The sequence below is a fragment of the Lysobacter sp. P5_C4 genome (assembly GCF_054049695.1).
This window is the reverse complement of record NZ_JBFULX010000003.1, coordinates 380,115-395,537: the sequence shown is the minus strand read 5'-3', so window position 1 is coordinate 395,537 and position 15,423 is coordinate 380,115. Positions and strand designations below refer to the sequence as shown.

Below are 15,423 nucleotides of genomic sequence, written 5' to 3'. Positions count from 1 at the left end.
AAAAGGGGCGCTTCCACCAGATCGATCAGTTGGCGTCGGCCAGCAATCGTCTTGCCGCGGCCCGCGCTTCCTTGCTCACTTCCACGCCGCCCAGCATGCGGGCGAGTTCTTCCTCGCGGTCCTTCGCTTCCAGTTTGCGCACCGCGCTCTGGGTCATGCCTTCGCTCGCGGCCTTGCTGACGCGGTAGTGGGCATGCCCCTGCGCCGCGACCTGGGGCAGGTGGGTCACGCACAACGCCTGGCGCTTGCCGCCGAGGGCGCGCAATTTCTGGCCAACGATGTCGGCCACCGCGCCGCCGATCCCCGAATCCACTTCGTCGAACACCATTGTCGGCACGGCATCCAGGCCCAGCGCGGCCACTTCGATCGCCAGCGAGATGCGCGAGAGTTCGCCGCCGGAAGCGACCTTGCGCAGCGCGCGCGCCGGCTGGCCGGGGTTGGCGGCGACGAGGAATTCGACGCGCTCGGCGCCCAGCGGGTCCGGATCTGCGGCGGCGTTCGGTTCGATCGCGACCGAAAAGCGGCCGCCGCCCATCCCCAGTTCGCCGATGAGCGTGGTGGTCGCCCCCGACAACGCGCTCGCTGCCTTCGTGCGGGCTTTCGTCAATGCCGTCGCGGCGGTTTGCCACGCGGCGCGCGCGGTTTCGATTTCGCCGTCGAGCGCGCGAACGCGTTCTTCCGACCCGTGCAACGCCGCGACTTCGGCTTCGATCGCATCGCGTTGCGCGGCCAGTGCATCCGGCGCGACACGATGCTTGCGTGCCAGGTCGTGCAGCTGCACGAGTTTGCGATCCAGTGTGTCGAAGGCGGCCGGGTCGACGTCGAGATCGGCGCGCACGCGCTCCAACAGCGAGGCCGCTTCGTCGATCTGGATGGCGGCGATGTCGAGCATCGCGTCGATGTCCGCCAGGCGCGGCTCGTGTTCGGCCTGGCGCGCGAGTGCGTTGCGGACCTGCTGCAATTGGCGGCCGAGCGACGGGCCGTCGTCGCCGCCGAGGCTGGCGCCGGCGTCATCGCAGGCGGCGATCAGCCCGGCGGCGTGCGCGTGGCGCTTGTGCGCGGCAACGAGTTCGGCGAACGCCTCCGGCGCCAGCGCTTCCCGCCGCAATTCCGCGAGTTGGTGTTCCAGGAAGCCGAGGCGATCGCCGGGGTCCCCGCGCTGCGAGAGGGCATCGCGTTCGCGCATCAGCGCAGACCAGGCACGCGCGGCGCCCTGCACATCGGCGAGCTTGCCTTCATTGCGGCCGAATGCATCGAGCAGCGCGAGCTGGCTACCGCGCGACATCAGGGCCTGGTGCTCGTGTTGCCCGTGGATTTCGACGAGCAGGCCCGCCAGTTCGCCCAGTTGCGCGATCGTCGCCGGCCGCCCGTTGATCCACGCCTTCGAACCGCCGTCGGCGCGCAGCGTGCGACGCAATTGGCAGGCCTCGCCGGCGTCGTCGAGTTCCTGCTCGCGCAACCACGCGGCCGCTTCGGGCGCGTCGTGGAGTGCGAAGACGGCGATCAATTCCGCGCGCTCGGCGCCGTGCCGGACCACGCCGCTGTCGGCGCGGGCGCCGGAGAGAAAACCGAGCGCGTCGACGAGCAGGGATTTGCCGGCGCCGGTTTCACCGGAAATCACGGTCAGGCCGGGGCCGAAATCGAGTTCCGCGGCGCGGACGACCGCGAAGTCCTGGATGGCGAGGTGCGTGAGCATGGCGTAAGCGTAAACGGTCCTGCGTCTCGCCCGAAGCGATTCCTGTTGCGCACCTCGCGCAGCGGGCTTATACCGGCTTGATGGCCACCCGACCCGACCCCGAACTCGATCCGCGCGCACGCCAGTTGTTGCGCACCCTCATCGGGCGTTACATCCGCGATGGCGAACCGGTTGGTTCGCAGACGTTGGCGCGCCACGCCGGCCTGGACATCAGCCCCGCCACCATCCGCAACATCCTCGCCGACCTGGAAGAAGGCGGGCTGCTGACCTCGCCGCACACCTCCGCCGGCCGCATCCCGACGACGCAGGGCTATCGCGTGTTCGTCGATTCGCTGGTGCAGGTCAAGCCGCTGCCGGAAGGGGAACTCGCGCGTCTCCGGCAGGAATTGCCGGCGGGCTCGGGCACGCAGGCGCTGCTCGGCAACGCATCGGAACTGTTGTCGGCGATGACGCATTTCGTCGGCGTCGTCGGCGTGCCCAGGCGCGAACAGTTCGCCTTTCGCCACATCGATTTCGTCGCGCTCGACGCCAACCGCGTGCTCGCGATTCTCGTTTTCGCCGACAACGACGTGCAGAACCGGATCCTGCACACGCGCCGGACCTGGGACGCCGGCGAGCTCGAACGTGTCGCCAATTACCTGAACCAGCATTTCGCCGGGCGCCCGCTGCAGGACATCCGCACCACGCTCGTGCATGAATTGCGGGCGGCGCGCATGGAAATGGAAACCTTGATGGCGCACACCGTCGAGCTGGCCGAACAGGCCCTCGCGCCCGACGGCGGCGACGATGTCGTGCTCGCCGGCCAGACCCGCCTGATGGGCGTGCAGGACCTGTCGGACCTGGACCGCCTGCGCGATCTGTTCGAAGCCTTCTCCCGCAAGCGCGAGATCCTGCAGTTGCTCGAACGCACCGCACGTGCGCCGGGCGTCCGCGTGTTCATCGGGGAGGAAAGCGGGGTCGCCCCGCTCGAATCGGTCTCCCTGGTCACCGCGCCCTATGGCGCGGGGGGGCGTGTCCTGGGCGTGCTCGGGGTGATCGGGCCGACGCGCATGGCCTACGACCGCGTGATCCCGGTGGTGCAGGCGGCCGCGGGGGTCCTGGGCAAGGCGCTGGAGTCGAACTCGGGCGGATAGTCGCCCCCGGGGCTTGAAAGCCGGTCGGTCCGGCCGCATCGCTGAGACCACGGGTGGCGAGGACGCCGCCGAACGGACCGATTCGCATGATCCAGGAACCCACGCAGGAACCCCAGGACGCCGACGCCGCCCTCGACCACGAGGACGTGCCGCAGGACCAGATCGAAGCCCTCCGGGGCGAACTCGAACAACTCCGCGCCGAGCAACTGCGCGAGCGCGCCGACCTCGACAACCAGCGCAAGCGCCTCGCGCGCGACGTGGAAATGGCGCGGAAGTTCGCCAACGAACGCCTGCTTTCCGAGCTGCTGCCGCTGTTCGACAGCATGGAAGCGGGCCTGGCGGCCGCCGAGAAGGCCGACCCGCTGCGCGAAGGCATGGAACTCACGCTGCGCCAGCTGCACCGCATCGCGGAAGCCAACGGCTTGCTCGAAGTGGCCCCGCAGGCGGGCGACACCTTCGACCCCGAACGCCACCAGGCCATGAGCATGGTCGAAGCCGGCGCGTTGCCGCCGGGCAGCGTCGCGCAGCTGTTCCAGAAAGGCTACGTGCTGAACGAGCGGCTGTTGCGCCCGGCACTGGTGGTCGTGGCGCGACGCGACTGAACGGTTGACGCCGCCGGCCTCTTGAAGCGGCCGCGCGCACCCCTACATCGCAGGCATTCCGGCGGCACGGCCGCCAACCAAATTCGAATAGATCCTGGAGGGAGACACAATGGGCAAGATCATCGGCATCGACCTGGGCACGACGAACTCGTGCGTGGCGATCATGGAAGGCGGCAAGGCGCGCGTCATCGAGAACAGCGAGGGCGACCGCACCACGCCGTCCACCGTGGCTTACACCAAGGATGGCGAAGTCCTGGTCGGCGCCTCGGCCAAGCGCCAGGCGGTGACCAACCCGAAGAACACCTTCTTCGCGGTGAAGCGCCTCATCGGCCGCAAGTTCAAGGATGCCGAGGTCCAGAAGGACATCGGCCTGGTGTCCTACCAGATCGTCGAGCACGACAACGGTGACGCGTGGGTCGCAACGAGCGACGGCAAGAAGCTTTCGCCGCAGGAAGTCTCCGCGCGCGTGCTCGAGAAGATGAAGAAGACCGCCGAGGCCTACCTGGGCGAGACGGTGACCGAAGCGGTCATCACGGTGCCGGCCTACTTCAACGACAGCCAGCGCCAGGCGACCAAGGACGCCGGCCGCATCGCGGGCCTGGAGGTCAAGCGCATCATCAACGAGCCGACCGCGGCCGCGCTGGCCTACGGCATGGACAAGAAGGGCGGCGACCGCAAGGTGGCCGTGTACGACCTGGGCGGCGGCACGTTCGACGTCTCGATCATCGAGATCGCGTCGGTCGACGGCGAGATGCAGGTCGAAGTGCTGTCGACCAACGGAGATACGTTCCTGGGCGGCGAAGACTTCGACAAGCGCGTCATCGATTACCTCGTCGAGGAATTCCTCAAGGACCAAGGCATCGACCTGCGCAAGGATCCGCTCGCGTTGCAGCGCCTGAAGGACGCCGCCGAGCGCGCGAAGATCGAGCTGTCCTCCGCGCAGCAGACCGAAGTGAACCTGCCGTACGTCACGGCCGATGCGTCGGGTCCCAAGCACCTGAACATCAAGCTCACGCGCGCCAAGCTCGAAGCGCTGGTCGACGACCTGGTCAAGAAGACGATCGAACCGTGCCGCATCGCGCTGAACGACGCCGGCCTGCGCGCCAGCGAAATCAGCGAAGTCATCCTCGTCGGCGGCCAGACCCGCATGCCGAAGGTGCAGGCGATGGTGGGCGAGTTCTTCGGCAAGGAACCGCGCAAGGACGTCAACCCCGATGAAGCCGTCGCGCTCGGCGCGGCCATCCAGGGCGGCGTGCTCGCCGGCGACGTCAAGGACGTGCTGCTGCTCGACGTGACCCCGCTCAGCCTGGGCATCGAAACCCTCGGCGGCGTGTTCACCAAGATCATCGAGAAGAACACCACGATCCCGACCAAGGCCTCGCAGACCTTCTCCACCGCCGAGGACAACCAGTCCGCGGTGACGGTGCACGTGCTGCAGGGCGAACGCGAACAGGCGCGCTACAACAAGTCGCTGGCGCGCTTCGACCTGGCCGGCATCGACGCCGCGCCGCGCGGCATGCCGCAGATCGAAGTCTCCTTCGACATCGACGCCAACGGCATCCTGCACGTGCATGCCAAGGACAAGAAGACGGGCAAGGAGCAGAAGGTCGAGATCAAGGCCGGCTCTGGCCTGTCGGACGAAGAAATCCAGCGGATGGTGCAGGACGCCGAAGCGCATCGCGAGGACGACAAGAAGTTCCATGACCTCGTGCAGGCCCGCAACCAGGCCGACGCGCTGATCCATTCGGTGCGCAGCGCGATCACCGAGCACGGCAGCAAGGTCGGTGGCGATGTCATCGGTCGCGTCGAAGGCGCGCTGTCGGAACTTGAAACGGCGATGAAGGGCGACGACAAGGCGCAGATCGAGGCCAAGACGCGCGGGCTGGAAGAAGCGGCGCAGTCGCTGGCCGCGGCGGCCTCGGGCGGACAGGGCGGCGGCGACGCCGGTGGCCCGCAAGGCGGCGGTGCGGCGGGCGACGACGTCGTCGATGCCGAGTTCACCGAGGTCAAGGACGACAAGAAGTAAGCACGCATGAAACGCGACTACTACGAAGTCCTCGGCGTTGCCCGGGACGCCAGCGAGGATGACCTGAAGAAGGCCTACCGCCGCTGCGCGATGAAGCACCACCCCGACCGCAACCCCGGCGACCACGCCGCGGAAGCCGCGTTCAAGGAATGCAAGGAAGCCTATGAAGTGTTGTCGGAGCCGGCCAAGCGCCGCGTCTACGACCAGCACGGCCATGCCGCGTTCGAAAACGGCATGGGCGGCGGCGGGCCCGGCGGTGCCGGGTACGCCGACATGGGCGATATTTTCGGCGACATCTTCGGCAACATCTTCGGCGGTGGCGGTGCGCGCGGCGGTCCACGCCGCGGCGCCGACATCGGCTACGTGATGGAGCTGGATCTCGAAGAAGCGGTGTCGGGCCTGGACAAGCGCATCGAAGTGCCGACGCTTGTCTCGTGCCACCACTGCGCGGGCACCGGTTCCAACGACGGCGTGCTCGAAGACTGCAGGACCTGCCACGGCCGCGGCCAGGTGCGGATGCAGCGCGGCATCTTCCAGATGCAGCAGACCTGCCCGCATTGCGCCGGGCGCGGCAAGACGATCCCCAATCCGTGCAAGCCGTGCATGGGGCAGGGCCGCCTGGAGGAAGAGAAAGTCCTGTCGGTGAAGATCCCGGCCGGCGTCGACAACGGCGACCGCATCCGCCTGCAGGGCGAAGGCGAAGCCGGTCCGCCGGGCACGCCGCCGGGCGATCTGTTCGTCGAGGTGCGCGTGCGCCCGCACGCCATTTTCGAACGCGATGGCGACGACCTGCATTGCGAAATCCCGATCCGCATCTCGCAGGCCGCCCTGGGGGACACGATCCGCGTGCCCACGCTGCACGGCGAACTCGAATTGCGCGTGCCCGCCGAAACGCAGACGGGCAAGGTGTTCCGCCTGCGCGATCGCGGCGTGCGTTCGGTGCGCAGCCGCGCGCCCGGCGATCTGTATTGCAAGGCGGTCGTCGAAACGCCGGTGAACCTCACCGCCGAACAGCGCGAGATCCTGGAGAAGTTCGAAGCGACCTTCGTCGGCGACGGTGCGCGCAAGCACTCACCGAAGTCGAGCACGTTCATCGATGGCGTGAAGGGATTCTGGGATCGGATGACGAACTGATCGCAGGACGACTGGTCCAACAAGCACAAGGCCCGCGATATGCGGGCCTTGTCGTTTTCGGTCCTCCGGCAATTACTGCCGGATCAGGTCCACCTGCGCCACCATCGCATCGGCACCTTTCTCCGGCGGACCGCCGGGAACGAGCTTCACGAACAGCATGTCGCGCGTGGAACTCGAATGGTTGGTCTTCGCCAGGCCCGCGAGCAGCGGCGTGACATCGAAGCTGTAGAAGTTGTCGCCCAGCGCGGTGTCGAGTTTGCTGCCGCCGCCGTGTTCGTGGAATTCGGCGTCGAAGAAGTTGATGTTCCCCACGTAGTTCCGCGCGGCGGGCACCGTGTTCGGCGACTCGCACAGATAGACGTGGTAAAGCACGCCCGGCTGCTTCCAGGCGTGCAGCTTGCGCAGCACCAAGTAGGTGTGGCGCGCGTCGGCGTCGAGGCCGAGCATCGCGGTCGCCTTGGCGTTGGGCTCGCGCGCGAGTTTGACTGTCGTCGGCGCCGCGCCCAGGTTCACCATGTTGACGGCGGACGCGACCTTCTGCGCCCCGGCCACGCCCTTGGCAGCCAGCGTCGCGGGCGGCGGCGTGGTCGGTGCAGCCGGCGGACGCGGGAAGAACGCGTCGTAGTCGTAGCCCAACTGCAGTGCGCTGAAGAGGTTCTTGGCCGCGCGCGTCTGGCGCAGGCCGCGCTCGTCGGCGAGGGTGAACGTGGTGTTGATCCAGGGGTTGGCCACCGCGTCAGTCGGGTTCTTGTTGCCGTTCTTGTTCCAGCTCGCCCACATGCGGTCGATGTTGGCGTGATGGACGAAGAACAACGGATCGTTGCCCGCGTACGGCACCGCGCCCATGCCGCGCGTGTTGCCCACCAGCGTGTGGATGCGGCCGTGGATGGTCGAATCGACCGTGCGGCCGAAGCCGGTCACGCTGCCGACGGTGCTGTAGTTCGTCTTCGACATCGCCTCGTCGACGTTCATCGCATCGCCCGGCTGCAGCGCATGGATAGGCATGCCGCTGTTCGCGCGGGACACACGGTTCGGCCGGTACAGCACGCCGAAGACCGGGTCGTCGGGCATGCGGAACTGCGCCGGCACCACGCCGCGCTGGGCGGGATCGGCCGAGGTGTAGTTCCAATAGGGCATCACGAAATCCGTGCGCCCGGTGACGACGCGGATAATGCGTTCGAGCATGAAGACGTAATAGCGGTGCCAGGGCAGGAAGAAGTTCGAACTCTGGCCGGAGTGCGACTGGCACGTATTCCAGACTTCCTCGGCCAGGGTGCGCTGCGGCGTGATCGCATCGCCCCACACGCGCGTGACTTCGTCCGCCTTGACGGTCGCGCCATCGACGAAGTGCGTGTACCACTGCCACGTCCAGCTCAGGGGATTGTCGGGCGTCATCGCCTGCATCAGGCGGATCGCGTCGGCGTAGGTGGCCAGCATGTCCTGGCCGCCGGGCGTGGACAGATCGCAACGCAACAACGTGGCTGCGCGGGCATTGCGCGCGAAACCGAACACCAGCGGCGTTGCCGCGATGCCCTTGATCAGATTGCGTCGGGTCAGATTGCTCGGGGTCATCACGCTCATAAGTCCTACTCCTGCGATTCGCATGCAGCAGTGGAACTCGCCCCCCGCCGCGATGGGCGAAAGGATGACCTTCGGCCGAGTGACGGCAGGGTGTAAGCGGCCCTCGTGAAAGCGAACTGCAGCCCCCTGCCTTCGTCGCGCGCCCGCCCCGGGCGCGCGACGGTGAACGTTTACTGACGCACCAACTCGATGCTCGCGACCAAGCTGCCTGCGCCCGCGCGGGGCTTGCCGCCCGGCACGAACGTCACCTGCAATGCATCGCGCGAAACCGCGCCACTGCGCTCGAAACGGCGCAACAACTCGGTCACGTCGAAGCTGAAGAAGTTCTCGCCCAGTGCGGTATCCAGCTTCGCGCCATGGCCGCCGTGATCGTGGAATTCCGCATCGAAGAAGTTGATCGCGCCGACATAGGTGTTCTTGTTCAGCGGGGCGTTGGCCTGGGCGCCCTTCGCGGGCCCCAGGTACACGTGATAGAGCACTTCGGGCTGCTTCCACGTATGCAGGTTTTTCAATACCAGGTAAGTGCGCTGCGGCGCGGTGGCCGGCACCAGGCCCAGCATCGGCGAGACCTGCTTGGCCAACGCGAGGCGCTCCACGTTCACGCGCGTGTTGGTCGCGCCCAGTTCGGCCATCGTCACGGACGAAGCCACGCGTTCGGGGGTACTCGCCATCAGGGCGGCGACACGCTGCACGGTGGTGAGCGTCCTCTTCTTCTTCGGGGCCTGCTGCTGTTGTTGCGGCGGAGGCGGCGGCGGAGGCGGCGGTGCGATCAGCGAGTCGTACTGGTAACCGAGGACGCTCGTGCTGAAGAAGTCCTTCAGTTTTCCCGTCACGCGCTGGCCCAGGCGATCGGCGAACACGAACTGGGTGTTGCCCCAGGTCGAGGTCGGGTTCACGCCGGCGTAGTTGGCGTTCCAACTCGCCCACATGCGATCGATGGTGGAGTGGTGGACCCAGAACAGCGGGTCACGCGCGGCGTAGGGCACCGCGCCCATGTTCGAGGCGGTGCCCACGAGCACGTGGATGCGCCCGTGGATGTTGGAATCGATGGAACGGCAGAAGCCCAGCACGGTGCCGACCGTGCTGTAGGCCGCGCACGCCATCGTCGCGCTGATGTCCATCTGGTCGGTCGGCTGCGTCTTGTCGATGCGCTGGCCGGTGTTGGCGAGCGAGGTGCGATTGGAGCGATACAGCACGTTGAACACCGGGTCGAGCGGCAGTCGGAACTGCAGCGGCACGATGCCGCGCTTGAGCGGATCGGCCGAGGTGTAATCCCAATAGGGGAGGGTGAAGTCCGGCCGGCCGCTGACTTCGCGGATGATCTGTTCGAAGAAGAACACGAACATGCGATGCCAGGGCAGGAAATGGTTGGTGTTCTGCCCGGCGTGCGACTGGCAGGTGTTCCACATTTCGTTGGCCAGCATGCTCTGCGGCGTGACCGTCGCGCCGAAGATGCGCGTCAGTTCATTGGCCTTGGTGGTCGCACCGCTGACGAAATGCGTGTACCACTGCCAGAGCCAGCTGGTGGGGTCGGTTTCGGGGCGCGCGAGCATCGCGCGCATTGCGTTGGCGTACGTCGTCAACATGTCCAGGCCCTGCGGCGAGGCGATGTCGTAACGCACGAGCGACATGGATTGGGCGAACGCGTTGTTCGAAAGCCATGCGGCCAGCGGCATCGCGCTGGCCCCTTGCAGGAAGCGGCGGCGGGACAGCGAAATCATTGGAACTCTCCGCGAAACGAATCGATGGTTCGAAGTCCGCCGCGGATGGTCCTTCCCAGTCCCATCCAACCCATTTCCCGGCGCCCTTCGTCACACAAGACCGTGATTCGCGTGAGATTCCGGTCATGGCCGCTTCGATCCGCACGAGGAGTTCAGCAACGTCATCGCCTCGTCACGCGTGGCGCGGGCAAAGCAGTTCGGCTAGCCTCACCCACATGGACGAATTCCTCACGCCGGCTTCACCGAATCGCTTGCTGGTCCACGGCGCCACCGGGCGCATGGGCCAGTCGCTCCTGCGGCTGGCAGCGGAGCGGCCGGAAGCCTTCAGCGTCGTCGGTGCGGTGTCGCGCAAGGTCGGGCAGCGGGTGATCGACGGCGTGCCGCAGTTCGCCTCCAACGAGCTGGCCGCCGCGCCCGAGTGCGATGTCGTCGTCGACTTCAGCCTGCCCGAAGCCTTCGACGGGGTGCTTGCGCATTGCCTTGCGCAGGGTTGCGCGCTGGTCAGCGGCACGACGGGGCTTTCGGAAACGCAACGCGCCGCGCTCGACGCGGCCGGCCAGCGCATTCCGGTGTTGTGGGCATCGAACTTCAGCCTCGGGGTGGCGGTGCTCACCAACCTGGTCGAACGCGCCGCGCGTGCATTGCCCGGCTGGGACGTGGACATCGTCGAGCAACACCACGTGCGCAAGCTCGATGCGCCCTCGGGCACCGCGCTCACCCTCGGCGATGCCGCGGGGCAGGGCGGCGCGATCCCGCGCTATGCATCGCTGCGCGCCGGGGACATCGTCGGCGAGCACACGGTGCAGTTTGCGACCCTCGGCGAGCGCATCGAGCTCACGCACCGAGCGACCAACCGCGACATCTTCGCCCGCGGCGCGCTCCACGCCGCGGCGTGGCTCGCGCGCCGGCCGGCCGGGTGCTACCGGATCGGCGACCTGTTGGGCTGATCGGCGGCGGCTCGCGCACGGAAACCGGCGGCATCGTTTGTCGGACGCGTCCTTCATCGGTACAATCCCGGCTCGCCTGCCACCTGCCAGCACGGACCGGAAGAAACGCCGCGTTCGCGCTTTGCTGCAACCTCTTTCCGGGTTCGCGGCCAGGGGCATCCCCCCGACATAGGCGAAGCCCGTGACCCCAACCGCACTCCTCGCACTCGAAGACGGCACGATCTTCGAGGGCGTTTCCGTAGGCGCGCCCGGCCTTTCCGTCGGCGAAGTGGTGTTCAACACCGCGATGACCGGCTACCAGGAGATCCTCACCGACCCCTCCTATGCGCGCCAGCTCGTCACGCTGACCTATCCCCACATCGGCAACACCGGTTGCACCGACCAGGACGACGAGGCGCGCCAGGTCTGGGCCGCCGGCCTGATCGTGCGCGACGTCCCGCGCCGCCCGAGCAACTGGCGCAACCAGCAGGCGCTGCCCGAGTGGATGAAGCAGCGCGGCGTGGTGGCCATCGCCGACATCGACACCCGCAAGCTCACGCGGCTGCTGCGCGATCGCGGCGCGATGAATGGCGCGCTGCTCGCCGCGTCCAGCGCCGGTGAAGTGCTCGACGTGGAGAAGGCGATCGAAGCCGCCCGCAAGTTCCCCGGCCTGAAGGGCATGGACCTGGCGAAGGAAGTGAGCACGCGCACGGCGTACCCGTGGACCGAGGGACAGCTCGACCTGGATCGAAACGCCTTCGTCGAAACCCCTTCGAAGTACAAGGTCGTCGCCTACGATTTCGGCGTGAAGCAGAACATCCTGCGCATGCTGGCCGAGCGCGGCTGCGCGGTGACGGTCGTGCCCGCGCAGACCCCGGCTTCGGATGTGCTGGCGATGCAGCCCGATGGCGTGTTCCTGTCCAACGGCCCCGGCGACCCGGCACCGTGCGACTACGCGATCGACGCGATCCGCACCTTCGTCGACCGCAAGCTCCCGACCTACGGCATTTGCCTGGGCCATCAACTCCTGGGCCTGGCCATCGGTGCGACGACCAGCAAGATGAAGTTCGGCCACCATGGCGCGAACCATCCGGTCATCGACCTGGACTCCGGCCGCGTGATGATCACCTCGCAGAACCACGGGTTCGCGGTGGACGAAGACTCGCTGCCCGGAAACGCGAAGGTCACGCACCGCTCCTTGTTCGACGGCAGCAACCAAGGCATCGCCTTGACCGACGCACCTGCGTTCTCGTTCCAGGGACATCCCGAAGCAAGCCCGGGCCCACACGACGTCGCACCACTCTTCGACCGCTTCATCGACGCGATGGAAGCCCGGAAATAATCTGATGCCCAAGAGAACCGACCTCAAGACCATCCTCATCATCGGCGCGGGCCCGATCGTCATCGGGCAAGCGTGCGAGTTCGACTACTCCGGCGCGCAGGCCTGCAAGGCGCTGCGCGACGAGGGCTATCGCGTGGTGCTGGTGAACAGCAATCCGGCGACGATCATGACCGACCCGGAGATGGCCGACGCGGTCTACATCGAGCCGATCAACTGGCAGACGGTCGAAAAGATCATCGCCAAGGAAAAGCCCGATGCGCTGCTGCCGACGATGGGCGGACAGACCGCGCTGAACTGCGCGCTCGACCTCGCCGACAACGGCGTGCTCGAGAAATACAACGTGGAACTGATCGGCGCCAAGCGCGACGCGATCCGCATGGCCGAAGACCGTGAGCTGTTCCGCGTCGCGATGTCGGAGATCGGCCTGGATTGCCCGAAGGCCGCCGTGGCGCGCACCTTCGAACAGGCCGTCGAGATCCAGGCGACCGTCGGCTATCCGACGATCATCCGTCCCTCGTTCACACTCGGCGGCAGCGGCGGTGGCATCGCGTACAACAAGGAAGAGTTCGAAGAGATCGTGCGTCGCGGCCTGGAACTCTCGCCCGTGCACGAAATCCTCGTCGAGGAATCGGTGCTCGGCTGGAAGGAATTCGAGATGGAAGTGGTCCGCGACACCGCGGACAACTGCATCATCGTCTGCTCGATCGAAAACCTCGACGCGATGGGCGTGCACACCGGCGATTCGATCACCGTCGCGCCGGCGCAGACGCTCACCGACAAGGAATACCAGCGCCTGCGCGATGCTTCGGTCGCGGTGCTGCGCAAGATCGGCGTCGACACCGGCGGCTCCAACGTGCAGTTCGGCATCAACGCGCAGACCGGGCGCGTGGTCGTGATCGAAATGAATCCGCGCGTGTCGCGTTCGTCGGCGCTGGCTTCGAAGGCCACCGGCTTCCCGATCGCGAAGGTCGCCGCCAAGCTCGCCGTCGGTTACACGCTCGACGAGTTGCGCAACGAAATCACCGGGGGAAAGACGCCGGCGTCGTTCGAACCGACGATCGACTATGTCGTCACCAAGATCCCGCGCTTCGCCTTCGAGAAGTTCCCCGCCGCCGATGCGCGCCTGACGACGCAGATGAAGTCGGTGGGCGAGGTGATGGCGATCGGCCGCAGCTTCCAGGAATCGCTGCAAAAAGCGCTGCGTGGCCTGGAAACCGGCAAGGTCGGCCTGGATCCCACGGGCCTGGATCTGTCGAGCGAGGACGACCTAGCGAAAATGCGCCGCGAACTCAAGGAGCCGGGCCCGGAACGCATGTTCCATCTCGGCGACGCGTTCCGCGCGGGCATGTCGGTCGAAGACGTGCACGCGCTGTCGTTCGTCGATCCGTGGTTCCTCGACCAGATCGAAGAACTGATCGCGATGGAAAAGGACGTCGCCGCCGCGGGCCTCGATGGCCTCGACGCGCGCCGCCTGCGCCAGCTCAAGCGCCGCGGTTTCTCCGACGCGCGCATCGCGCAACTGGTCGGCACCAACGAATCGGCCGTGCGCGCATTGCGCAAGGCCTTCAACGTGCGCCCGGTCTACAAGCGCGTGGACTCCTGCGCGGCCGAATTCGCCACCAGCACCGCGTACCTGTATTCGACCTACGAAGACGAGTGCGAAGCCGAACCGACCTCGCGCGACAAGATCATCGTGCTCGGCGGCGGGCCGAACCGCATCGGCCAGGGCATCGAATTCGATTACTGCTGCGTGCACGCGGCCATCGCGCTGCGCGAGGACGGGTTCGAGACCATCATGGTCAACTGCAACCCCGAGACGGTTTCGACCGACTACGACACCTCCGATCGCCTTTACTTCGAACCGCTGACGCTCGAAGACGTGCTGGAGATCGTCGAACTCGAACAGCCCAAGGGCGTGATCGTGCAGTACGGCGGGCAGACGCCGCTCAAGCTCGCCAAGGCGCTGGAAGCCAACGGCGTGCCGGTGATCGGCACCTCGCCGGACTCCATCGACCTGGCCGAAGACCGCGAACGCTTCCAACACCTGGTCACCGACCTGAAGTTGCTGCAGCCGCCGAACGGTACCGCGCGCAACCACGACGAAGCGCTCGCCATCGCGCGCCAGATCGGCTATCCGCTGGTCGTGCGCCCGAGCTACGTGCTCGGCGGCCGCGCGATGGAGATCGTGTACTCCGACGCCGACCTCTCGCGCTACATCCGCGAGGCGGTGAAGGTGTCGAACGATTCGCCGGTGCTGCTCGACCGCTTCCTCGACAACGCGGTGGAAGTCGACGTCGACATCATCGCGGACAAGGACGGCCATGTGCTGATCGGCGGCGTGATGGAGCATATCGAGGAAGCCGGCGTGCATTCGGGCGATTCCTCGTGCTCGCTGCCGCCGTATTCGTTGTCGCCACAGACGCAGGATCGACTGCGGGAGCAGGTGGTCGCGCTCGCCAAGGCGCTGAAGGTCGTCGGCCTGATGAACACGCAGTTCGCCATCCAGCAGAACGATGACGGCGAAGACACCATCTTCCTTCTCGAAGTCAATCCGCGCGCCTCGCGCACGGTGCCCTTTGTTTCCAAGGCCACCGGCGTGCCGCTGGCGAAGATCGCCGCGCGCTGCATGGCGGGCAAGACGCTCGCCGAACAGGGCGCGACGAAGGAAGTCGTGCCGGGCTACTACTCGGTGAAGGAAGCGATCTTCCCGTTCGCGAAGTTCCAGAACGTCGATCCGATCCTGGGCCCGGAGATGCGTTCGACGGGCGAGGTGATGGGCGTGGGCCGCAGCTTCGGCGCCGCGTTCGCGCGTGCGCAGGAAGCCGGCGGCATCAAGGCGCTGCCGCCGGCGGGCAAGGCATTCATCTCCGTCCGCGATCCGGACAAGGTGCGCGTGTTGTCGGTCGCGCAGGACCTCGTGCGCCGCGGGTATTCGCTCGTCGCCACCGGCGGTACGGCGGACTTCCTGCGGAAGAACGGGCTGGATTGCGCGAGCATCAACAAGGTGATCGAGGGCCGTCCGCACATCGTCGACCTGATCAAGAACGGCGAGATCGTGTATATCGTCAACACGACCGAGGGCAAGCAGGCGATCGCCGACTCGTTCTCGATCCGGCGCGAAGCCTTGCAGCAGCGCGTCACGTACTCGACCACCATCGCGGGCGCCCGCGCGCTGTTGAATTCGCTCGACCATCGCGGCACGGGCGAGGTCAATGCGCTGCAGGCGCTCCACCAGGAATTGAAGCAGGCATGAGCACGACGC

10 protein-coding genes are annotated in these 15,423 nt (G+C 66.8%); 7 read left to right on the top strand and 3 right to left on the bottom strand.

Going from position 1 to position 15,423, the window contains the following annotated elements; all coding sequences use genetic code 11:
• Positions 1 to 25: 25 nt before the first annotated feature.
• Positions 26 to 1,696 (bottom strand): DNA repair protein RecN, encoded by a 1,671-nt coding sequence (gene recN, locus ACXJJ8_RS09800; protein ID WP_499029393.1) that lies wholly within the window; start codon positions 1,694 to 1,696, stop codon positions 26 to 28.
• 80 nt (positions 1,697 to 1,776) lie between these two features.
• Here recN and hrcA point away from each other — a divergent pair, with 80 nt between their 5' ends.
• The 4 genes from hrcA (at position 1,777) to dnaJ (ending at position 6,591) form a co-directional block, all read left to right on the top strand.
• The gene (gene hrcA / locus ACXJJ8_RS09795; RefSeq protein WP_499029391.1) at positions 1,777 to 2,829 is read left to right on the top strand and encodes a heat-inducible transcriptional repressor HrcA; all 1,053 of its coding nucleotides are present in this window, start codon (positions 1,777 to 1,779) and stop codon (positions 2,827 to 2,829) included.
• Between the two features lie 86 nt (positions 2,830 to 2,915).
• Positions 2,916 to 3,431: a nucleotide exchange factor GrpE gene (gene grpE / locus ACXJJ8_RS09790; protein WP_499029389.1), complete on the top strand. Its 516-nt coding sequence runs from the start codon at positions 2,916 to 2,918 to the stop codon at positions 3,429 to 3,431.
• A gap of 109 nt (positions 3,432 to 3,540) precedes the next feature.
• A complete protein-coding gene (dnaK, locus tag ACXJJ8_RS09785; protein ID WP_499029387.1) occupies positions 3,541 to 5,457 on the top strand; it encodes a molecular chaperone DnaK in 1,917 nt (638 codons plus the stop codon).
• Between the two features lie 6 nt (positions 5,458 to 5,463).
• Positions 5,464 to 6,591, top strand: coding sequence for a molecular chaperone DnaJ (gene dnaJ / locus ACXJJ8_RS09780; protein WP_499029386.1), 1,128 nt, complete (start codon positions 5,464 to 5,466; stop codon positions 6,589 to 6,591).
• A 72-nt stretch (positions 6,592 to 6,663) separates the two neighbouring features.
• Here the strand turns inward: dnaJ and ACXJJ8_RS09775 are convergent, their stop codons facing one another.
• Both ACXJJ8_RS09775 and ACXJJ8_RS09770 read right to left on the bottom strand, forming a co-directional pair.
• Positions 6,664 to 8,172 (bottom strand): tyrosinase family protein, encoded by a 1,509-nt coding sequence (locus ACXJJ8_RS09775; protein ID WP_499029384.1) that lies wholly within the window; start codon positions 8,170 to 8,172, stop codon positions 6,664 to 6,666.
• A 170-nt stretch (positions 8,173 to 8,342) separates the two neighbouring features.
• The gene (locus ACXJJ8_RS09770; protein ID WP_499029382.1) at positions 8,343 to 9,893 is read right to left on the bottom strand and encodes a tyrosinase family protein; all 1,551 of its coding nucleotides are present in this window, start codon (positions 9,891 to 9,893) and stop codon (positions 8,343 to 8,345) included.
• Between the two features lie 215 nt (positions 9,894 to 10,108).
• Between ACXJJ8_RS09770 and dapB the strand changes: the two genes are divergently transcribed.
• From dapB to carB, 3 genes are all read left to right on the top strand, one after another.
• Positions 10,109 to 10,840, top strand: a complete 732-nt coding sequence (gene dapB, locus ACXJJ8_RS09765; protein ID WP_499029380.1) for a 4-hydroxy-tetrahydrodipicolinate reductase — start codon at positions 10,109 to 10,111, stop codon at positions 10,838 to 10,840.
• 181 nt (positions 10,841 to 11,021) lie between these two features.
• On the top strand, positions 11,022 to 12,161 hold the full coding sequence (gene carA, locus ACXJJ8_RS09760) for a glutamine-hydrolyzing carbamoyl-phosphate synthase small subunit (protein ID WP_499029378.1): 1,140 nt from the start codon (positions 11,022 to 11,024) through the stop codon (positions 12,159 to 12,161).
• Positions 12,162 to 12,165: 4 nt separating this feature from the next.
• Complete coding sequence (carB, locus tag ACXJJ8_RS09755) at positions 12,166 to 15,414, top strand: carbamoyl-phosphate synthase large subunit (protein ID WP_499029376.1); 3,249 nt, start codon at positions 12,166 to 12,168, stop codon at positions 15,412 to 15,414.
• Positions 15,415 to 15,423 lie beyond the last annotated feature (9 nt).

Excerpts from the sequence above, each read along its gene's own strand:
- recN (WP_499029393.1), bottom strand. The coding sequence starts at position 1,696 with ATGCTCACGCACCTCGCCATCCAGGACTTCGCGGTCGTCCGCGCCGCG.
- hrcA (WP_499029391.1), top strand. The coding sequence starts at position 1,777 with ATGGCCACCCGACCCGACCCCGAACTCGATCCGCGCGCACGCCAGTTG.
- grpE (WP_499029389.1), top strand. The coding sequence starts at position 2,916 with ATGATCCAGGAACCCACGCAGGAACCCCAGGACGCCGACGCCGCCCTC.
- dnaK (WP_499029387.1), top strand. The coding sequence starts at position 3,541 with ATGGGCAAGATCATCGGCATCGACCTGGGCACGACGAACTCGTGCGTG.
- dnaJ (WP_499029386.1), top strand. The coding sequence starts at position 5,464 with ATGAAACGCGACTACTACGAAGTCCTCGGCGTTGCCCGGGACGCCAGC.
- ACXJJ8_RS09775 (WP_499029384.1), bottom strand. The coding sequence starts at position 8,172 with ATGAGCGTGATGACCCCGAGCAATCTGACCCGACGCAATCTGATCAAG.
- ACXJJ8_RS09770 (WP_499029382.1), bottom strand. The coding sequence starts at position 9,893 with ATGATTTCGCTGTCCCGCCGCCGCTTCCTGCAAGGGGCCAGCGCGATG.
- dapB (WP_499029380.1), top strand. The coding sequence starts at position 10,109 with ATGGACGAATTCCTCACGCCGGCTTCACCGAATCGCTTGCTGGTCCAC.
- carB (WP_499029376.1), top strand. The coding sequence starts at position 12,166 with ATGCCCAAGAGAACCGACCTCAAGACCATCCTCATCATCGGCGCGGGC.